This window comes from Neorhizobium huautlense (assembly GCF_002968575.1).
Lineage (GTDB): Bacteria > Pseudomonadota > Alphaproteobacteria > Rhizobiales > Rhizobiaceae > Neorhizobium > Neorhizobium huautlense.
Window position 1 is genome coordinate 16,962 of record NZ_PVBM01000017.1, and the last position, 20,502, is coordinate 37,463.

Annotated in this window: 18 protein-coding genes; 10 read left to right on the forward strand and 8 right to left on the reverse strand. The window is 62.2% G+C overall.

Going from position 1 to position 20,502, the window contains the following annotated elements:
* Nucleotides 1-25 precede the first annotated feature (25 nt).
* From C5L12_RS18030 to C5L12_RS18060, 7 genes are all read left to right on the forward strand, one after another.
* Complete coding sequence (locus tag C5L12_RS18030) at nt 26-2,278, forward strand: glycosyltransferase family 2 protein (RefSeq protein WP_105373526.1); 2,253 nt, start codon at nt 26-28, stop codon at nt 2,276-2,278.
* Entirely contained in the window at nt 2,275-3,114 is an 840-nt protein-coding gene (locus tag C5L12_RS18035) for a class I SAM-dependent methyltransferase (RefSeq protein ID WP_105373440.1), read from the forward strand. The genes C5L12_RS18030 and C5L12_RS18035 overlap by 4 nt, the downstream gene beginning before the upstream one ends.
* Nucleotides 3,111-4,373, forward strand: coding sequence for a glycosyltransferase family 4 protein (locus C5L12_RS18040; protein ID WP_105373441.1), 1,263 nt, complete (start codon nt 3,111-3,113; stop codon nt 4,371-4,373). Before C5L12_RS18035 ends, C5L12_RS18040 begins: the two co-directional genes overlap by 4 nt.
* A complete protein-coding gene (locus tag C5L12_RS18045; protein ID WP_105373442.1) occupies nt 4,370-5,101 on the forward strand; it encodes a hypothetical protein in 732 nt (243 codons plus the stop codon). Before C5L12_RS18040 ends, C5L12_RS18045 begins: the two co-directional genes overlap by 4 nt.
* An 18-nt stretch (nt 5,102-5,119) precedes the next feature.
* Nucleotides 5,120-7,393 carry a hypothetical protein gene (locus C5L12_RS18050; protein ID WP_425350807.1) on the forward strand — a complete coding sequence of 758 codons (2,274 nt, stop codon included), beginning with the start codon at nt 5,120-5,122 and terminating at the stop codon, nt 7,391-7,393.
* Complete coding sequence (locus C5L12_RS18055; RefSeq protein ID WP_105373444.1) at nt 7,390-8,709, forward strand: glycosyltransferase family 4 protein; 1,320 nt, start codon at nt 7,390-7,392, stop codon at nt 8,707-8,709. Before C5L12_RS18050 ends, C5L12_RS18055 begins: the two co-directional genes overlap by 4 nt.
* Nucleotides 8,710-8,815: 106 nt before the next feature.
* Complete coding sequence (locus C5L12_RS18060; protein WP_105373527.1) at nt 8,816-9,703, forward strand: UTP--glucose-1-phosphate uridylyltransferase; 888 nt, start codon at nt 8,816-8,818, stop codon at nt 9,701-9,703.
* Nucleotides 9,704-9,839: 136 nt separating this feature from the next.
* Here the strand turns inward: C5L12_RS18060 and C5L12_RS18065 are convergent, their stop codons facing one another.
* Nucleotides 9,840-10,796 (reverse strand): alpha/beta fold hydrolase domain-containing protein, encoded by a 957-nt coding sequence (locus tag C5L12_RS18065; RefSeq protein WP_105373445.1) that lies wholly within the window; start codon nt 10,794-10,796, stop codon nt 9,840-9,842.
* A 393-nt stretch (nt 10,797-11,189) separates the two neighbouring features.
* Between C5L12_RS18065 and C5L12_RS18075 the strand changes: the two genes are divergently transcribed.
* Together C5L12_RS18075 and C5L12_RS18080 are read left to right on the forward strand one after the other, a co-directional pair.
* The gene (locus C5L12_RS18075) at nt 11,190-11,876 is read left to right on the forward strand and encodes a fumarylacetoacetate hydrolase family protein (protein ID WP_105373528.1); all 687 of its coding nucleotides are present in this window, start codon (nt 11,190-11,192) and stop codon (nt 11,874-11,876) included.
* A gap of 21 nt (nt 11,877-11,897) precedes the next feature.
* A complete protein-coding gene (locus C5L12_RS18080) occupies nt 11,898-12,425 on the forward strand; it encodes a gamma carbonic anhydrase family protein (RefSeq protein WP_105373447.1) in 528 nt (175 codons plus the stop codon).
* Here C5L12_RS18080 and C5L12_RS18085 read toward each other — a convergent pair.
* From C5L12_RS18085 to C5L12_RS18095, 3 genes are read right to left on the reverse strand one after another with little or no spacing between them, the layout of a single operon-like run.
* The gene (locus tag C5L12_RS18085; RefSeq protein ID WP_105373529.1) at nt 12,422-12,844 is read right to left on the reverse strand and encodes a Fur family transcriptional regulator; all 423 of its coding nucleotides are present in this window, start codon (nt 12,842-12,844) and stop codon (nt 12,422-12,424) included. The genes C5L12_RS18080 and C5L12_RS18085 overlap by 4 nt on opposite strands.
* Nucleotides 12,844-13,698, reverse strand: coding sequence for a metal ABC transporter permease (locus tag C5L12_RS18090; RefSeq protein ID WP_205839358.1), 855 nt, complete (start codon nt 13,696-13,698; stop codon nt 12,844-12,846). The genes C5L12_RS18085 and C5L12_RS18090 overlap by 1 nt, the downstream gene beginning before the upstream one ends.
* A complete protein-coding gene (locus C5L12_RS18095; RefSeq protein WP_205839357.1) occupies nt 13,661-14,590 on the reverse strand; it encodes an ATP-binding cassette domain-containing protein in 930 nt (309 codons plus the stop codon). Before C5L12_RS18095 ends, C5L12_RS18090 begins: the two co-directional genes overlap by 38 nt.
* A 99-nt stretch (nt 14,591-14,689) precedes the next feature.
* Between C5L12_RS18095 and znuA the strand changes: the two genes are divergently transcribed.
* Entirely contained in the window at nt 14,690-15,682 is a 993-nt protein-coding gene (gene znuA / locus C5L12_RS18100; RefSeq protein WP_105373450.1) for a zinc ABC transporter substrate-binding protein ZnuA, read from the forward strand.
* 116 nt (nt 15,683-15,798) lie between these two features.
* Here the strand turns inward: znuA and C5L12_RS18105 are convergent, their stop codons facing one another.
* From C5L12_RS18105 to C5L12_RS18120, 4 genes are all read right to left on the reverse strand, one after another.
* Nucleotides 15,799-17,406: a glycoside hydrolase family 43 protein gene (locus C5L12_RS18105; RefSeq protein WP_105373451.1), complete on the reverse strand. Its 1,608-nt coding sequence runs from the start codon at nt 17,404-17,406 to the stop codon at nt 15,799-15,801.
* A gap of 61 nt (nt 17,407-17,467) precedes the next feature.
* Entirely contained in the window at nt 17,468-18,517 is a 1,050-nt protein-coding gene (gene mgrA / locus C5L12_RS18110) for an L-glyceraldehyde 3-phosphate reductase (RefSeq protein WP_105373452.1), read from the reverse strand.
* Between the two features lie 63 nt (nt 18,518-18,580).
* On the reverse strand, nt 18,581-19,714 hold the full coding sequence (locus C5L12_RS18115) for a Gfo/Idh/MocA family protein (RefSeq protein WP_105373530.1): 1,134 nt from the start codon (nt 19,712-19,714) through the stop codon (nt 18,581-18,583).
* Between the two features lie 23 nt (nt 19,715-19,737).
* Nucleotides 19,738-20,499, reverse strand: a complete 762-nt coding sequence (locus C5L12_RS18120) for a sugar phosphate isomerase/epimerase family protein (RefSeq protein WP_105373453.1) — start codon at nt 20,497-20,499, stop codon at nt 19,738-19,740.
* Between the last annotated feature and the right edge of the window lie 3 nt (nt 20,500-20,502).

The window sequence follows — 20,502 nt, forward strand, 5'->3', positions numbered from 1 at the left end:
CAACTCCGATCCAGAGGGGCAGCGTGTGACGTTCGACGACTCGATAGACGCCACTGACGTTTTCAAAAGCGCAAAGATTTTCCGGCTCGGCGCTGACCTGGCCGTCCTGATCTGGGATATTCCCCCAACCCTTCCCAACACAAAATTCCTGCTCTCGATGGAGCCGTCGCCGGTACCGCTCGTCAGCATGATGCTGCCGCTCGGCGACGGAAGGCAACGCATGTTCTGGGCGATGAGACCGGAAAAGCAACCGGTGAGCGTGGGCATTTGCACGGAACACGGCAGCACAGCCGAAACCTTGGTGATGCAGCCGGCGCGGATGCTCGCGCCCCTCGATGTGGAGGCGCTGTTCGACGATCTCGCGCCGGCTGCCCGCATCAAGTTTGTCAACAACCTGCTGACCGTGTGGCGAAGCGCCTTCCGCATCGCCGGCGACCATCTTTTCCACATGGTGGTCGAAGACGCCCTTCATGCGCTCGTGCCCGAACCGCAGCCGGCCATCATCGTCTGCCAGGTTGCCCAGGGGCGCCATCTGATCGAGACGGCCATCAACCCGGATCTCGGCGACATCACGGCGATCTATGCGGTCGGCGCAGCTTCGATCACCCGCATCGCCGTAAGGCTTGTCCTCGGACGGAACGGGAAAAACGGCCTGCAGCCATGCCATTTCATCGCGGAGGCGCCCTCTCCTTCCCCTCCGCTTCTGGTCGTGCTCCTGAGCAAGAACGGCACCGCCATCCGCCAGCTTGCGGACGGCAAGCCGCGCTATCCTAGTCTTCAGAGTTGGTGGGGCAAAAATCCTGAGGCGGTAGAGCTGCGCGAAATGATCGTCCGTCAGCTCGCCGCGTTGCCGGAAAGTGGTGCCGCCACCGCGATCGACCTTCAGGTGCGTTCGCCGCTGGCGTCAAGCCGGATCGCCAAGTCATCGATGCATCCCTCCGGCGAGGTCGATCTAGCTCTGACGCTCGACGGCGGTCTGCTGGCCGGCGGCTGGTTCCATGCGCCGTCATCGGCATTCGCCGGTATAGACTACGTCAGGGAGGACGGCACGGTCGTGCCGCTCGATGGCAACAGCTATGAATTTCCGGCATGGGCTCAGGGCAAGGATGAGAAGAGCAAGACCGATGTGACCGGTTTTGTTGCCTGGGTCCCGCTGTCGGAGTCGCCGGGGCCTCTCCTGCAGCCGCGGTTTCAGATGCGCCTTGCCTCGGGAGCAATCAGGCCGCTGATACCCACGCCGCAACCTTTCGAGCCTCCGGCACAACGGAACCATCTCCTGCGCGCCGTGCCGCCACAGCATGCGGTCGACGGTGCCTTCCGCACGATCCTCGCGCCTGCCCTGCAAGACATAGAGCGGCGGCTGGGCAGGACCATCGAGGTCGCCTGCACGAAGGACTACAGTCTGCCCAGGAGCGCGCCCCTCGTCTCCATCGTCGTGCCCCTCTACAAGGTTCTCGATTTCCTGCGTTTCCAGCTGTCGGGAATGGCCACGGATCCTTGGCTCGTGGCCAATGCGGAGGTCATCTATGTACTCGACTCGCCGGAGATCCAGGATGAGACGGAGCACCTGCTGGGCGGCCTGCACCTTCTGCACGGGTTGCCGATGAAGCTGGTGACCATGAATCACAACGGCGGTTATGCGCGTGCCTGCAATGCGGGCGCACGTTTCGCACGCGGCGACATACTGGTCATGCTCAATTCGGATGTCGTTCCGAGCGCACCCGGCTGGCTTCAGGTGTTGTCGCGGGGGCTGCTGGAAAGGTGCAAACTGGGCGCCGTCGGCCCGAAACTGATCTTCGAAGACGGCTCGCTGCAGCATGCCGGCCTGTATTTCGGCCGGGACCAGCGCGGGATCTGGCTGAACCACCATTTCCACAAGGGCATGCCCGGCGACTATGCGCCGGCGCAGCATGCCCGCGAGGTTCCGGGCGTCACCGGGGCTTGCCTCGTCGCCCGCAGGGAGACCTACGAACGCGTTGGCGGCTTCACCGAGGACTATGTGATTGGCGACTACGAGGACAGCGATCTGTGCCTCAAGATCCGCCGCCTCGGGCTGCGGATAGCCTATGAGCCGGCGGCCTGCCTGTATCATTTCGAGCGCCGTTCGATCCGCCGCAGCCAGGACTACATGCGTGGCGTTGCAAGCCAGTACAATTCATGGCTGCACACGCAGCGCTGGGAAGACGACATCACCGAGCTGATGGCTGGCCAATTCGGCAAGGACAATGACCGGCCCGTCGCCAAAGGTGTAAGAATCCGGGAAAGGAACGCAGCGTGACCCAGGCAGCACTCCTGCGTTCCACGAAACCGGCCCGGCTGATCGATGAAGACCGTGTTCGCTGGTTGATCGAATCAGTTCGGGAAAATCGTTTCCTGCCGCAACCGGAATCCACCAACGTCTTCGTCGGGGACGGAGATTTCCGTGCGATAGGAGCAGAATTTCTCGGCTACTTCATCCGCATCGGCGGCCTGCGCGAAGACAGCCGCGTGCTCGACATCGGATGCGGTATCGGCCGGATGGCCGTGCCGCTCACCCAATATCTCGATCCGCAGACGAGCCGCTACGATGGCATCGACCCGGTCGAAGGCGGTATCGGCTGGTGCCAGCGGACGATCACGCCCGCCTACCCCAATTTCGCGTTCCAGCGCCTGGACATCGCGCACGAACTCTACAATCCGAACGGCAAGATCAGCGGGAAGGCCTTGAGGCTTCCGTTTCCGGATCGTCATTTCGACTTCGTCATCATGACGTCCGTGGTCACTCATCTGCCGCCCGCGGAAATCCTTGTCTACCTCGCCGAAGTCCGCAGGGTCCTGTCGCCCGGCGGCCGCCTGTTCATGACTGCCTTCGTGGTCGACCGGATCGCGGCGGCAAACGAACACGGGCGGCGCGATCCCCGCCTCGCTTTCCGCCGCTACGGCGAAAGCCCATGCTGGTTCGTGCCCAACCAGCCGCCGCTTGCCGCGGTCGGCTTCGAAGACGGCTTTCTGGACAGGGCACTCGAACGGGCGGGGTTCTCCGTCGCTCTGAAATCGCTCGGCCACTGGCGTGGCACCACCGCGGGCCACCATCAGGACTTCATCGTGGCAAAGCGCCGGGGAAATGGCCGATGAGCAAGCGTATCCTGGTGGCCGCCCACAACCATCCGTCCCTTCATCCCGGCGGGACGGAGATATTCGCTCACGACTTGTTTCGGGCCTACCAGCGCGAGGGGCACGAAGCCCTATTTCTCGGCGCCACGAACCAGATCCATCGCGAGGCCAGACCGGGCACAAGCTTTCAGAGCATCGGTTCGGCGGGAGACGAGATCCTGCTGTGGTCGGGACACTTCGATCGCTTCTTCATGAGCCAGATTGATCTCTACGGTGTCGTACCGGACGTGACGGAACTGCTGCGCGATTTCCAGCCGGACGTGGTTCACCTCCATCACCTGCTGCTGCTCGGCGCTGAGTTCCCTCATATCGTCCGCCGCACCCTGACCGACTGCCGGATCGTCATGACGCTGCATGACTACTACCCGATCTGCCACCATGACGGCCTTATGGTGCGCACCGGCAGTAAGGAGCTTTGTTACCAGGCCAGCCCCGACCGCTGCCACGCCTGTTTCAAGGACATCCCGCTCGACCGCTTCGCGTTGCGCGAGCGCCATCTGAAGGCCCTCTTGAGCACCGTTGACCACTTCGTCTCGCCGAGCGCCTTCCTGAGGGACCGTTTCGTGCGGTGGGGACTGGAGGAAGACAGGATCAGCGTCATTCCCAACGGCATCCCCGGTAGAAATGCCGGCGCGCACAGAGAACTGCTCCAGGGCGGAAAGCCGGTCTTCGGATATTTCGGAAATCTCAATCCCTGGAAGGGGGTCACCGTTTTGCTCGACGCTGCGCGCCAGCTTCTGGCAGACGGCCTGGATTTCGAACTCCGCGTCCATGGCGGTGCGCCATTCCAGAGCGAAGCCTTCGTCGATGAGATCAACCGGCGCTTTGCCGAAACGTCAGACTCCGTGCAGTCCCGAGGACCCTACCGACGAGAGGATATCGGTGATCTCGTAGCCGCGGTCGACTGCACTATCGTTCCTTCCGTCTGGTGGGAGAACGCGCCACTCGTCATTCAGGAAGCCCAGGCTCAGGGCCGGCCGGTGATCGCCAGCAACATCGGGGGAATGGCTGAGATGGTCGAGCATGGCGTCAATGGCCTGACGGTCCCGCCCAACGATGCCCGGGCGCTCGCCGCGGCGATGCGGAGCATCGTGGAAGAGCCGGACCTGCTGCGCCGGTTCTCCGAAAATGCGCGCAGGCCCGACGACATCGACACGACCGCGCGCCGCTATCTCAAGTGGATGGAGACGGCACAGGTTCAGGCATGGGAGAGCGTATGACCAGTCCCGCAGAACGGCCGGATGTCGCATCCGAGCAGGACAACGCCAAGCCGATGAACGGTAGGGTGGATGCCGTCGACATGGGCAAGATCTTCGGCTGGGCCTTTGACCCGATGGCGCCGGATCAACGGTTGACCATTCGCGTCCTCCTCGACGGCAAGGTGATTGCCGAGGCCATCGCTGACCGCAATCGCCCCGACTTGCGGCGCAACGGTATCGGCGACGGCAAACACGCGTTCGAAATCGCCCTGCCGGATCCCGTTCAGTCCCGGGCGAGCGACATCGTCGTCGTGGCGCGAAATGGAAGCGGTTCCGAACAGGCCCTGCGCGTTCCCCAGCCAAACGAGCAGGCGGCTGAGGCTCTGATAGCCGCACCGCTGGCGAAAGTGCTCGACAAACTCGATCTCCTGATGGCGGCACAGCGGCAGTTGCAGGTCTCGCAGCGCTCACTGCAGCGCGCACCCGAAATCGATGCCGAGAAGACCGAGACCGCCGGCCTGACCGATGTCAACAACGCCATCGAAAGCCTCAAGGTGGATATCGGCCAAAGACTGAACGATCTCGATGTCCACCTGATGCGGCTGGATGGGGTCGTCGCGGGGATGGAAAAGAACCTGACGGCATTGCGCAAGCGCGCCAATGGCGAACTGAAGCCCCTGCTGCTGCTGCTGTTCGTTCTCGTGGGATTTGCCGCTGGCGCCAGCCTTGTGCTGGCCGCCAGAATCTGACCGAGGGAGGATAACGGCGTGCTCGATACGGAACAATCGCCCGCGGCGACCACCAACTCTCCGGTCGCGAGTCCCCCAACCGTCAATCCCCAAACCCCCAATCCCACGCCCGCCAGATATGGAGCCGGCAGGGCAATGCGCTCCGGAAGGGTTATCGGTTGCCGCGTCGACGAAACGACCTTGCTGATCATTGGCCTCGGCCACGTCACGGCTCGTGATGTGGTGCTGGGTATCGGTGAAGATCAGGCCGTCACGCGAAGCTCTTTCGTCACGGAATGGCGGCTGGCCGCGTCCTCGCCGCGAGTCAGGCACGGGTTTGCGGCGCTCCTGACGGCTGGCGACATGGACTTGGCCATGACCACGATCCGGTTCGGAGAAGAGGAGACGGCGACACGCTACATCTTCTCGCCGCGCCTCGCCCCTGCCGAGGAAGCGGCCGCGCTTGTCGTGGAGTCCGCAGGCTCTCAGTCCGTCGCCGTCCTCAACCGGCTCCTGGACGCGCTGATGGCTGGAGATGTCGATCGCCGCAGACTTCAAACAGTGACGGCGCTTTTGCGAGCCGCCCACGCCAGCGACGGTTTCATCGAGCTGATCGGCGAGAGCCATGATGGTGCGACGTTCCTGCAGGGCTGGAGCCGCGGCATGGCTCCAGGACATTGCCGGATGTCCGTGGTCGGCAACGTCACGCCGGTGGTCGCGGAATGCGGCATCGCCACCTTTCCCCGCCCGGACGCTCCCGATGGCGGGACCGGCTTCGTCTGCCTTGTCCGTGCCGACCAGGCGGGCCCCTCACCCGAGATCGAAGGCCTCGTCTTTCGAGGACGCGCCGGCTGGAGGTATGCCGCCGTCCATTCCCGCAAGCGCATTGCAGGACCGCTGGAAACACCCGAACACATCCGCTCCATTCTGCTGCGGACTCACGGCGCGCCAGACCTGCTCCTGTCCCTGCGGGCAGCCGCCAACAGCTTCGAGGGCAAGGAGACCGTTTCCGGCCTGCCCTATCCCGTCCGAATGGGAATAGACAGCGCATTCGAAGCCGATGGAGGAAATCTCCTCGTCACCGGCTGGCTTTACGACCCCGACAGTCATATCGCAACGGTCAGACTGCGCCGCCACAATGCCGCGGTCCGCCTCGACGAACGCTGGACGCGTTTCGACCGCCCCGACGTTACCGACAGCTTCAAGGACCAGCAGGACTTCGCGCCGGGCCTGCTGAGCGAACAACTCCCCCATGGATTCATAACCCATGCGCAACTGCCGAGTGAAGATGCGGGTGCGCCGCTCTATTTCGAACTGACGCTGCACGATACGCGCCCCGCGTTTCTGCCGGTGAAGCTCACGCGAGCTTCGGCGCGCCAGGCGGCATTGCGCCAGATCGGCTCCATCGACCCCGCAACCCCCGCGCTGCCGGCGATCGTCGATACGCAGATCGTCCCGTTCCTCAGACAATCCAGAGGATCGACACCGGTCATCGAGACGGTCCTGGATGCCGGCTCCTTCGACGAGGAGGCGAGCCCGCCGATCGTCATCGGGGCCGGGGAAAGCGATGAGGAGATCTTCCCGCTGCTCGCCCTGCTCGCGCTCGATCCGGAAACCCGGCGTGCGCCGATCGTCATCGCCATGCCGGCGGAGCGCTTTCGCAGGCAGAGTGCCCGCCTCAGGGAACTTGCGCGCTTCTATGGTCTCTCGGCCAGGCTGGTGTCGGCAAAGGGAACAGGCGACGTCTACGAAATGCTGGAAGCCGGCACGCAGGCCCTTTCCTGTGAAACCGTCGTCTCGCTTTCCGCCTCACTGATCCCACGCGAGGCGGGATGGTATGGCAAGCTGCTGGCCACCGCCGCGACGCTCAGGGGAAGCATCCTCTCGCCCGTCCTGGCCTACGAGGATTATTCCATCCGCTGGGCGGGATACTGGATCGATGACGGCAACAGCGATGAGCCGGTCGTGGGCCGCTATGCCGGCTACCCGCTCAAGGCCGTTACCGACATGAAGCCGACCCGGATTGCGGCCGCTTCGCTCGAGTGCTGCGCCATGCCGCGCGAAGCCCTGTCGCACGCGGGCGGCCTATCCGGCGGCTATCTGGGCGCGCAGGAAAAGGGACTCGATCTCGGCCTCCGCCTCAGCCGCTCCGGGTTTGACGCCTACCTGCTGCCATCTGTGCAGATGTGGGGCAGCGACGACGCGCGCCATGGTATCAGCGCAACTATGTCGGCGTGTGTGGAAGAGATCGATCGAAAGATCTTCAGGAGCCAGTGGTCGCCCATCCTCACCGCCGAAAAGAGGTCGGCATGAACGAACAGCTTCGCGTCCTTGTTGTTTCGCATGGGCACCCGACTGTCTCGCTCGGCGGGGCGGAAATCGCCTCCCATAACCTGCATCGCGGCCTGAATGCATTACCGAACGTGCAATCGGTTTATCTCGCCCGCGTTGGCCATCCGGTGCCGCGTCATGCGGCATCGGCGCTGATGAGCCTGCGCCTTGCCGAGGATGAGCTCCTGTTCCACGCGGACGACTACGACCACTTCTTCCTGTCCAACGGCGATACCCAGTCGATCACCCGCGACCTCCTGCGTTTCGCGCGCGATCTCAGGCCTCATGTCGTGCATTTTCATCACGTGCTGGGCATCGGTCTCGAAGCCCTCTATGCCCTGAGAGAGGCGTTTCCGCACGCAGCCATCGTGGTGACGTTCCACGAATACCTGTCCATCTGCCACAATCACGGACAGATGGTGAAACGGCCCTCCGGCCAGCTCTGCGAAACGGCGTCCCCCGTCGCCTGCCACGGTTGCTTTCCCGACATTCCCGTCTCTCGCTTCCTGAAACGGGAAGTGTTTGCGCGCGGGATGCTCGGCCTTGCCGACGCTTTCATCTCACCCAGCCGGTTCCTGGTGGAGCGCTATGCCACATGGGGCATCGAAAAGGACAAGTTCACCGTCATCGAAAACGGCATCGCCGCGGAAACATCCGCACCCGCGCGGGAGATGCAGGGTCCGAACCCGCGCCGCAACCGCTTCGCCTATTTCGGCCAGATGACCCCCTTCAAGGGCGCCGACGTCCTGGTCGATGCCGTTACCCGCATTCCCAAGGAAATATGGGGGGAGGATTCCTGCCTGATGATCTTCGGCGCCAATCTCGAACGGCAGCCGATCGAATTCCAGGAGCGGATGAAAAAGCTGATCGCGGATGCCGGTCACCGCGTCCGCTTCTACGGCGCCTATCAGAACGCGGACGTGCCGCGGCTCATGCGTTCGGTCGACTGGGTGGTCCTGCCGTCGATCTGGTGGGAGAATTCGCCCGTCGTGATCCAGGAGGCCCTACTTCATCGTCGGCCGATGATCTGCTCCGACATCGGCGGGATGGCCGAGAAGGTGCGGGACGGAAAGGATGGCCTCCACTTCCGCGCCGGCAGCAGCCAGGACCTTGCGGACCGTATCGTCGAGGTCCTGGGCGACAACCGGACCTGGGAGCGGCTGCGAGGCTCTATGCGGCGGCCCTCCGACCACCTTGCCTGCGCGAGCGACCACGTCAAGCTCTATCGCGCGCTGCTGCGGCGGAAGCTCGATGCTGCAATGACCGAGAGCCCCGCGCTTCTCTCGCACGCGCTTTGACGGCTCTCGTCTCGGGACCGTTGGAAAGGCTTTGGTCGCCGGAAGAGCGATCGACCGAACCCTTAAGCATTCGTTCGCAAGCTCATATGAAATGGAGGCTTCCTACATGCACATGAAAGTCCGCAAGGCCATCATTCCCGCCGCCGGTTTTGGAACGAGGATGCTGCCTGCAACCAAGAGCGTTCCCAAGGAACTGCTGCCCGTCGTCGACCGGCCAATCCTCGATTACATCGTCGCGGAAGCCTTCGCGTCGGGGATAGAGCATATCGTCATCGTCACCGGTCGCATGAAAGGTGCGATCGAGGACTATTTCGACCACGCCTTCGAAATCGACGCCTGCCTGCGCAGCGCCGGCAAGCACGGTCTGGCCGACCGGATGACCCAGGGCACGCCGGACACCGGGAGCATTTCCTTCGTCCGTCAGCAGCAGGCGCGCGGCCTGGGACACGCTGTATGGACGGCCCGCCAGATCGTCGGCGACGAACCCTTTGCCGTCCTGCTCCCCGACATGCTGATGGTCAACGACGAATCGTGCCTCAAGTCCATGATGCATCTCCATGACCGTCACGGCGGCAACATCGTCGCCGTGGAAAGATGCGCGCCCGAGGAGACCCACAAATTCGGGATCGTGTCACTTAAGTCCACGGCTGAAGGCCCGCTTGTGACCGGTCTCGTGGAAAAGCCGGCGCCCGGTAAGGCGCCGAGCAACCTCTTCATCTCAGGACGTTACATCCTGCAGCCGGAAATCTTCGATCTGCTGGAGAACCAGACGCCGGGCGCCGGTGGCGAGATCCAGCTGACCGACGCCATGATCGCCCTGATGGGAACACAGACGATCAGACCGTTCGAGTTCTGCGGCCGCACCTTCGATTGCGGTTCGCCCGCCGGCTTCGTCAGCGCCAACCTGCATATGGCCATTGCCCGCGCTGATCTCGCCGATCATGTCAGTATGGAAATCGAGGCCCTGACCTCGGCGCGCAGGGCTGTCGCCTGAAAAACGCATTCGGAGAGGCCGCGGGTTTCAACCCGTGGCCCGCTCGGCTATTCCGTTTCGCTCGCCTTCTCGGACCGGCCCCTTGTAGGAAGTTGCGTCAGCTGGCAGACTAGGCGCCCAACGGACCTGGCTGATCTTACGACTGTACCGCGCTCCGCGACCCGAGGCCGCGTGCGATACGGCCGTCCAGCTCCTCGATCCGCCGGGCAAAGCCGGCATTTCCCGGCTGGTATGTCATCGCGTCCACAAGCATGGTCCGCGCCGTCGCGAGCTCCCCGTCACGAATGTGGCGATTGGCCCGATGATAAAGGAAATTCGCTCGCTCGACCGGAGAGAAGGCCGCGCCGAAATGTTCATGAAACCGGTCGGCCCAGGCGCCATGCCGAGCGATCGCGGCCACGGCGATCTGATAGGGTCGCATCGGCGCCGTAACCCGGGCGGCACGGGCGAGCGCGCGGAGACTTTGAACATCGTCTTTCCTGCAGGCTTCGATCAGTGCCAGGGCGCGTGCCGTTCCGGCGAACGCCCGGACTGTTCCATGGCCGGTCATATGCACTGGCACGAGACGCACGGCGTCCTGCGCCCTGCTGATCCGGACCGCATGCTGGTGATCCACCGCATGGAACGGATCGAAGAAAAGATAGGCCCGGCCAGCCGCGTGATCGGGCGCGATCCTCATGTTGGCGTGAAGTTCGGGTGAGAAATGTCGCGCAAACCTGCCGTCGAAAGGCACGGCTTTCGGGTCGATCGAGATCTGGGGACAGAAGGCGATCGCAACGTCGGCGTTGAAGCGCCTCCTATACCGCAAGGCCGCGTAACCGCCCTGGGAATGCCCGTAGAGGATCCGCTCCGGTGCGGCGCGAAGGATGGGCGCGACCGCCTCGACAGCCTTGACGACACTCGCCGCCGGGAACCAGTTTGGTCGTCGACTGATGAAGCCGAGGGCCGAGATATCAACCTTCTCGCAGAACCGCTGCCCCCAGAAGCGGCTGCCGTTCGCCTTCATTTCCATCTCGTTAAAGGTGACGAGAAGATAGGGAGATGATCCCGGACGATGTATCACTTCTAAATTTTCATCTGAAAATACCAGCATCCGGCTGCCCAGCAGTAATTATCGTAAAATATACTTCAATATTTGAAATATACTATCCATCATCAAAATATGCGTAAAAACATGCTCGAAATCAACTACGGATTTATACTCCCCTCGGCTTGCTGCGGCAGGACATGAAGTCCGCGATGTGCCACGCACGGGCAAGTTTCTGCATATTTTTGGGCAAGAGGAATGCGCATCGAGTGGATAAGTACGCGACAGCTCGTTCATAAGAGGCTTGCGGCAGCATTTCGTTCCTGAGATCAATCCTTCCGTCGGCGGCTTCCATAACAGCTGCAAATTTTTGCTGCCCTTCCAAAAAGGGCTAGGATTGTCTGGTGAATCGAGAGACAAAGACGGCCTTGTCTTATGCCACTGCTTCAGGATGTCCGCATGCGCGCTACCGTAATCCCCGCCCCCCAACCCGTGCTTCTCGACGTCGATGGGATGATGGAACAGTTTCCGGTGCGCCGGGTGTATTGCGTCGGCCGCAACTATGCCGACCATGCGATCGAAATGGGTCACGATCCGTCCCGCGAGCCGCCCTTCTTCTTTCAGAAGAACGCCGACAACCTCTACAACGGTGACACCTTCCCCTATCCATCGGCGTCGTCCAATGTCCATTACGAGGTCGAACTGGTGATGGCCCTCGCCGAAGGCGGCGCGGGGATAGCGGTCGAGGATGCCCTCTCCAAGGTCTACGGTTACGCCGTCGGCGTGGATTTTACCCGCCGCGACCTGCAGGACAAGGCAAAGAAGATGAGCCGCCCCTGGGAGGCCGCCAAGGCCTTCGAGAAGTCTGGGCCCGTATCCGCCATCGTGCCGGCCGCCCGTATCGGCCATCCCAAGACAGGCGCCGTATGGCTCGACGTCAACGGCACCCGCCGCCAATCGGGGGACCTCAACCAGATGATCTGGTCGCCCGCGGAAATCATCGCCGAACTCTCAAGTTATTTCACTTTGGCGCCCGGCGACGTGATCATGACGGGAACGCCGGCGGGGGTTGGCGCGGTGGTCAAGGGTGATCAGGTAACTTGCGGCATAGATGGCGTCGGTCAGCTGTCGTTGACGGTCGCCTGAGATCGGCAAGGGAGGAAAACTATGCCGCTTTACGCACTTGGAGAATTTCAGCCGAAGCTCCCTGCCCCGGATCGCTTTTGGATCGCCCCGGATGCGAGCGTGATCGGCAAGGTGGAGCTTGGCGAGGACGTCGGCATCTGGTTCGGCTCGGTCCTGCGCGGCGACAACGAGCCGATCATCATCGGCGCAGGATCGAACATCCAGGAAGGCGTGATGATCCATACCGACCCGCGTTATCCGGTGAAGATCGACGAAGGCTGTACCATCGGCCACCACGCCATCATCCACGGCTGTGTCATCGGCGACAACTCGCTGGTCGGCATGGGGGCGACGATCCTGAACGGTGCGAAGATCGGCAGGAACTGCCTGATCGGCGCCAACGCCCTCATCACCGAAGGCAAGGAATTTCCCGACAACTCCCTCATCGTCGGCTCACCGGCAAAAGTCATCCGCACCCTGGACGACGAGGCAGTCGAGAAGTTGAGGCAGTCCGCCCTGCGCTATATCGAGAACTGGAAGCGCTTCGCCCGCGACCTGCGGCAGCTCTAGGCAGCGCAGGCGCTGCACAGCCCGCGGATCTCGATCGTCGTCTTGGCAGGCTTAAAGCCCTTGCGTTTCGCCCAATCGCTCAGGCGATGGTCCACCTCGTGGTCGTGGAACTCCGAGACATGGCCGCAGCTTTCGCAGATCGCGAAGGCGACCGAGCCGTGGCCATGACCATGCCCGCAGCATTCGCTTTCCGGATGGGCGCAGGCGACGAAGGCATTGAGGCTTTCCAGCCGATGCACCATGCCGAATTCCAGAAGCTTGTCGAGCGCTCGATAGACCTGCAGCGGCGCCCGAAAACCGTGGTCACGCAGCTTGTCGAGGATCGTGTAGGCGCTCATCGGCGCGTCGGTGCGGTTGAGTACGTCGAAGACGAGCGACTGGTTCTTGGTCAATACCGGGGCGGATACTGGTGCGTTCATCATCGCACTCCTTGGTTGCCGGCCTTCTCGGCCGTATTTTTCCCCAGGGCCGGGAAAAGGCTTAGAACGAAAAGTAGGAGCGCTGCGACCACGATTGAAGGCCCCGATGGCGTGTCGTAGTGCAGCGAGCCGAACAATCCGCCGATCACGGCGAAGGCGCCGATCAGCGAAGCCAGCACCGCCATCACCTCCGGACTGGACGAAAACCGTCGTGCGGTCGCCGCTGGAATGATCAGGAGCGAGGTGATCAGCATGATGCCGACGATCTTCATGGCGATCGCGATGACCAGCGCCATCAGCAGCATGAAGAAAAGCCGCGCCCGCGCCGGTTTCATGCCTTCGGCCTCCGCCACGTCCTCGCTGACCGTCGACGCGATCAGCGGACGCCATAGAAAGGCAAGCGCTGTGAGCACCACCGCGCCGCCGCCCCAGATGAGCCCGATGTCGCCTGGTGTGACCGCCAGGATATCGCCGAACAGGAAGGCGATGAGATCGATCCGCACCCAGGTCATGAAGGCGACGAGCACCAGACCGATCGCGAGGGCGGAATGGGAAAGGATGCCGAGCAGCGCATCGGCCGAAAGCGATTGGCGCCGCTGCAGCATCAGAAGGAGCAGGGAAACCGCGACCGCAACCCCGAAAACCGTGACCAGCAGGTTGATCCCGAAGAAAAGCGACAGCGCGACACCCAGCAATGCCGAATGCGCCATGGTGTCGCCGAAATAGGCCATCCGCCGCCAGACGACGAAACAGCCGAGCGGTCCGGCGGTCAATGCCACACCGACGCCTGCCAGCAGTGCGCGGGTGAAGAAATCGTCAAGCACGATCGCTCCTCCCGTCTGCGGTGGGCGCATGGTGGGCGTGATCATGTCCGACATGGCCATGTTGATGGTGATCATGGCTATGATCGTGATGGTGGTCGTGAGCGTCGTGGTGGTGTCCGTCGTCCGGATGGCAGTGATCGGTGATCGAGCCGTCCCCGTGCATGACGCGACCATCCGGCAGGTGGGTGTGGTCGTGATGATGGCTGTAGACCGCCAGCGAGCGGGAGTGACCACCGAAGAGCTTCAGATAGTCGGCGCTCTGGCTGACGACCTCCGGCGTCCCGCGGCAGCAGACATGGCCGTTCAGGCAGATCACTGTATCCGTACCGGCCATGACCATGTGCAGGTCGTGCGAGATCATCAGGATACCGCAGCCGGTCGAATTGCGGATCTCGCGGATCAGTTCGTAAAGGGCGCTCTCACCCGCGAAATCGACGCCCTGCACAGGCTCGTCCAATACCATGAGATCCGGCTTCCGGGCGATCGCACGGGCAAGCAAAGCCCGCTGGAATTCGCCTCCCGAGAGATGACGGACCTCGGCATCGACCAGATGCGGAATGCCGGTCGCCTTCAGCGCGGCAGCCAATTCGATATCGGGAAGCGGCCCGGTCAGCCGCATCAGGCGGCGGACCGAAAGCGGCATGGTCCAGTCGATCGCCAGTTTCTGCGGCACATAACCGATCCGCAGGCCCTGCATCCGGTCGACGGCACCTTCGTCCGGCCTCAGCACGCCGATCGCCAGCTTCGCCGTCGTCGACTTTCCGGCGCCATTTGGCCCTATCAGCGTCACGACCTCGCCGCGACGGATCGAAAAATCGACGCCGCGGACAAGCCAGCGGCCGTCGCGCCGAATCCCGGCATTGGCCAGCGACACGAGCCGGTTCTCGGATTGGGCCCCCAGAGCCCGATCGGTCATCAGCATGTTTTTTCCAAAAATCCTGTTGTCAGCCCTCATGGCACACGTTATAGCATAACGCAATTGATGTAATAACATTACATATCAAAACAAGGAAGCCATGCCATGAAATTTGCCGCCGCCCTTCTTTTGTCTTCCGCCGCCCTGGTGAATGCACCGAGCGCCTTCGCCGCGCCGGATGTCGTGGTTTCCATCAAGCCGATCCACTCTCTCGTGGCGTCCATCATGAAGGGTGTCGGCGAACCGAAGCTCATCGTGGAGGGTGCGACCTCCCCGCATACCTTTACCATGAAGCCGTCCAATGCGCGGACGCTGGAGAATGCCGACCTGGTGTTCTGGGTTGGTCACGGCATGGAGGCATTCATGGAAAAGCCCCTCGAGGCTCTCGCTTCGAAGGCCAAGGTCGTCACCCTCGAAGATGCGCCGGGGCTTGAAAAGCTGCCATTTCGGGAAGGGGGCGCCTTCGAACCCCATGACGACGGAGACGAAGCCGAAGACCACGGTCATGCGGCCGGAGAGCATGCCGATCACGCCGATGACGACCACGAGGCGGATCATGGGCATCACGATCATGAAGGATTCGACACCCACCTGTGGCTCGATCCGATGAACGCCAAGGCGATTGCAGCCGAGATCGCCAAGGCACTGGTTTCCGCCGACCCGGCCAATGCCGCAACCTATCAGGCAAACGGCGCGGCCTTGATGAAGGAACTTGATACACTGGACGCGGAACTGAAAACGACGCTCTCACCCGTCAAGGACAAGCCATTTGTCGTCTTCCATGATGCCTACCAGTATTTCGAACATCGTTACGGCGTGACCGTCGCAGGTTCGATCACCGTCAGCCCCGAAACTGTGCCGGGCGCGGAGCGTATTGGGGAGATCCACCAAAAGGTCACCGAACTCGGCGCGACCTGCGTCTTCGCCGAACCGCAGTTTGAACCGAAACTCGTGGCAGTGGTGACGGAAGGAACACCTGCCCGCTCCGGCACGCTGGATCCGGAAGCCGCGACACTGAAGGAAGGGCCGAACCTCTATTTCGAGCTGATGCGTGGGCTCGCGAGTTCTATGAAGAACTGCTTGTCACAGGGAACGTGACGGCTGTAACCACGAGGATCGCCGGACAACTTCGGCGATCCCTATCTTCGTGTCCGCACCGGTGACTTCATGGCTGCCGTAACGTAAATCTCGTTTTCCGCTAGGAGGAACCGATCCTAAAGCACCTGGTAGACGACATAATCGAAATCGGCACTCTTTGCCCGCCCGGACGTGTCGAAGGCGAAAACGCCGGCGAATGCGCCGGTAAAAGAGCCGTGTTCGCCCCGGCCGCCTTCGTCCGAAATAACCCCCGCATCCAGCACGGGACCGAGCGCCCGCCATTCTGCCGAGCCGGCGCTGTGCCAGAAGAACTGCAGGTCGTTGTCGCGGACTTCCATGGCGAGGTGGATTGGGGCCTCTGGCACGGAAACACCGCTTTCCACCGGAAAGGTCATCCGGCTGTTCGGATAGTCGCCGGGGCAGGAGAAGATCGTTACGACACGGCCAAGCTTCTCGTGGAGCGTCACGACGATCGCATGAAACTTGTGGCGATTGTAATAATGGGTCAGGCCCGCAACCTGCTGATAGGTCTCGGGTGCGAAATCCACCGCCGTCTCCGCTCGGAACGAATGATGCTCCTGTCGGCGCGCGACGAGCGACTGTTCGAACCAGGAACCGATGCTTTCGCGACCGAAAAGCCGCAGATGGCCCGGCCGCTCGGTCAGGCTGAAAAGCCGTTCCGGGTAAGGCGTTCGCAGCCACTGGAATTCGGGCGGCAGCTTGGGGTCGTCGAAGTCCCGTCTGATCCTGACTGGCCTCTCCTCGGTCACGGCCTCTGCCGGAGCCGGCACCTCGACGTCCGGGACCACGCCCCCTTGGGCCAGATAAAGCCAGTCATCCTTCCAGATGCACTTCTGCAGCGCAGTTTCCCGCCCCAAGGTGCAGCGTCGCTGCGGCGGAAGCGGGCGGCCGCAGAGATGGGTGTGATAGGCCTCACCATCCGGCGTTTCCACATACTGCCCGTGCCCTGCCCGCTGAAGAGCAGCTTTCGGATGATCCTTGGACGTGATCAGATGGATCTGCGGATGCATCTCATAGGGACCGTCGATCGTGCGCGAGCGGGCCATGGTTACGGCGTGGCTATAGCCCGTGCCACCCTCGGCGGTCGTCAGGTAATACCAGCCGTTTCGCTTGAACAGGTGCGGCCCCTCGACCAGGCCAAGCGGACTGCCGGCGAAGATGTTCCTGATCGGCCCCTTTAGCGCCTTCGTCCCCGGATCCCATTCCTGCAGCAGGATGCCGTCGAAGGCCGGATGTTTCGGCGCGCCGCCATAGCTTTCGGTGCGGTGGTTCCACTGCATGTTGAGGAACCACTTGCGCCCGTCGTCGTCATGGAAGAGCGACGGATCGAAACCCGACGAATTGACATAGACCGGATCGGACCATTCACCCTCGATGGTCGGCGAGCTCACGATGTAATTGTGTGCATCCTTGAAGTTGCCGTCGAGCCGCTTGACGTCCGTGTAGACCAGCCAGAACAAACCGTCGGCATAGGAAAGACATGGCGCCCAGATGCCGCAACTGTCCGGATTGCCGCGCATGTCGAGCTGGCTCGCGCGCTCAAGCGGCCGGCGTACCAGCGTCCAGTTCGCCAGATCCCGCGAGTGATGGATCTGCACGCCCGGATACCACTCGAATGTCGAGGTTGCGACGTAATAATCCTCCCCGACACGGCAGATGGACGGATCGGGATTAAAACCCGGCAGGATCGGATTGCGGATCATGTCTTTTTCCAACGACACAGGGGGATAAGCCCGGCGGGCGGGCCGCCGGGCGCTGTTTCATTCACTTGTTGCGGGATGGCCCCTGGCGCTCCGCCGAAGCCGCCCAGAGATTGATATCCGCGTCCTTTGCAAAAGTATCGATTTCGGCCAGCTCCTGTGGCGTGAAATCGGGCTTTTCCAGCGCCTTGACGCAATCTTCGACCTGCTCGGGACGGCTGGCGCCGATCAGCGCGGTGGTAACCCGTCCGCCGCGCAGGACCCAGGCAAGCGCCATCTGGGCAAGCGTCTGGCCACGTTTTTCGGCGATGGCGTTCAAGCCGCGAAGATTCCCGATATTTCTTTCGTTCAGAAATTCCGACCGTAGCGATTTGCCCTGGGCCGCTCGGCTGCCCTCCGGAATGCCGCCGAGATATTTCGACGTCAACATGCCCTGCGCCAGGGGCGAGAAGACGATCGAGCCGATGCCGAGATCTTCGATCGCATCGAGAAGGCCGTCTTCCTCGATCCAACGGTTGATCATGGAATAGCTGGGCTGATGGATGAGAATGGGCGTGCCGAGCTGCTCGAGGATTGCCGCAGCCTCGCGGGTGCGCCTGGAGTTGTAGGAGGAAATCCCGACGTAGAGCGCCCTGCCCGACCGGACGATATGGTCCAGCGCGCCGCAGGTTTCTTCGAGCGGCGTATCGGGATCGAAGCGGTGCGAATAGAAGATGTCGACATAATCGAGACCCATCCGCTTCAGGCTCTGGTCGCAGGAGGCGATCAGATATTTGCGGCTACCCCATTCTCCATAGGGACCGGGCCACATGTTGTAGCCGGCTTTGGACGAAATGATCAGCTCGTCGCGATAGCCCCTGAAGTCCTCCCGCAGGATCTGGCCGAAGGCTGTCTCGGCACTGCCCGCTTTCGGGCCGTAGTTGTTGGCGAGATCGAAATGAGTAATGCCGAGATCGAAGGCCCTTCGGCAGATCGCGACCTTCCGCTCATGCGGGGTATCGTCGCCAAAATTGTGCCAGAGGCCGAGCGAGATCGCCGGTAACTGCAGGCCGGAACGGCCGCAGCGGTTGTATTTCATCTTGGAATAGCGGTCTTCCGCCGGTTGCCAGGCCATGACGCCCTCCTCATGTCTTGGTTGGACGCGGGCGCGAACGGCCCGCGTCAAACACATAGCGGATCAGCGCAGAAGCGCCAGTGCCTCGTTGATGCCGAGAGCCGCAGGCTGCGTGCAGGTGGTGGACAGTTCGATGAAGCGGCCCTCCTCGCCCGACTTGAGGATCGAGGTCATCACATCCACGCCATGCAGTGTCCGCTCAAGCGAGCAACGGGCATCGCGACCCTCGATGATGGCGATCGCCATATCCGCAAGGCCTGCCGTGCGGTAATTGGCACGCGGCCCCTGGGGGCTTTCCTGGTTCAGGACGCCGAAGGGATGGTCCCAGTCCTCCAGGGGCTGGATATCCTTGTTGCGCCCGCTTGCCTCGACCACGCCGCCGAAGAAATTCGGATCGGGGACGAAAAGCGAACCTTCAGTACCGTAGAGCTCCATATTCGCATGGCGATGCGACCAGACATCCCAGCTGGCCGAGAGCGTGATCGTAGCGCCGCTGACAAATTCGAGGAGTGCGTGGATGGTGGTCGGTGTTTCGACCGGGATCACCTGGCCTTTCAGCGGCTCGCTGGTGATCGTCCGCGTGGGGCTTGCCATGGAGGTCAGCGCCCCGACGCGCTTCACCGGACCAATCAGATTGATCAGGTTGGCAATGTAATAGGGTCCGAGGTCGAGGATCGGCCCGCCGCCTTCCAGAAAGAAGAAGCCCGGATTGGGATGCCACATCTCCATGCCGGGGCTCATGACATGGCAGGTCCCGGACGTGATGCGGCCGATGCCGCCTTCGTCAATATATTTACGGGCAAGCTGATGCGAGCCGCCGAGGAATGTGTCCGGGGCGCAGCCGACCGAAAGGCCCTTTTCCTTGGCAAGCGCCTGAAGAGCCTTGCCCTCCTCAAGCGTCACCGTCAACGGCTTTTCGGAATAGACGTGCTTGCCAGCTTCCAGGATCGCCTTGGAAACGGAAAAATGCGCAGCCGGGATCGTCAGGTTGACGATCACGTCCAACTCGTCATTGGCCAGCAGATCTGAGATCGACTGCGCCTTGGCGCCGTATTCTTCCGCTCGAGCCTCCGCCGTCTCGTCGTTGAGATCAGCGCAGGCCAGCACTTTCAGGCCTTTGAAAAGCGGCGCCAACTTGAAATAGGTCGTGGAAATATTGCCGCATCCCATGATGCCGACGCCAAGTTCCTTGGGCATGAAAAACTCCGAAATCTCAGTGATCAATAGGTCTTGAAGGAGGCGATGGACCGCGTCAGCAGCCGGTCGATATCCTTCGGATTGTCGTGTTCGAGGACGTAGTGCTTGGCCGGTGTCTTCCTCAGCGCTGCCGCCAGATCCTTCCACGGCACGGTGCCGTGACCGACATCGGCCCAACCGTCCTCATCCGTATTCTCGCCGGCCGGAGCGATATCCTTGACATGCACCGCGGTAATGCGCTCGCCGTGGCGCTCGATCCAGGCGAAGGGGTCGGCGCCGCCGCGGATGACCCAGGCGATATCAGCTTCCCAGGCGAGGTCAGGACCGCCGGCGAAGATTTCCTCCTGCGGCGTCGAGCCATCGGGAAGCGCCTTGAATTCGAAGTCGTGGTTATGCCAGCCGAAGACGTAGCCGGCATCCTGATAACGCTTGCCGGCCTCCTGAAGACGCTTGCCGAAGGCGAACCAGCCCGCGGCGTCCGCCGGCCGCTGATCGGGCAGAAGATAGGGGCAGTAGATCGCTTCCATGCCAAGCGTCTTGGCGATCAGCAGCGCTTGCTGCGGCTCCTTTTCGAGAAGATCGAGGCCGAAGTGGCCGGTGGGCATGGTGAGCCCGTTGGCATCGAGATCGGCCCGCAAGGCCTTGAGCGACAGCTCGTCCATGGTGGCGTAAATGCCGCCGTAACCCTCGACTTCCGCATACCCCGCTGCGGCGACCTTTTTCAAAGTCTCGGACAGTGGCGGAAAGTTGCGGGCGCAATAAAGCTGGAAACCAAGTTTCGTCATGGT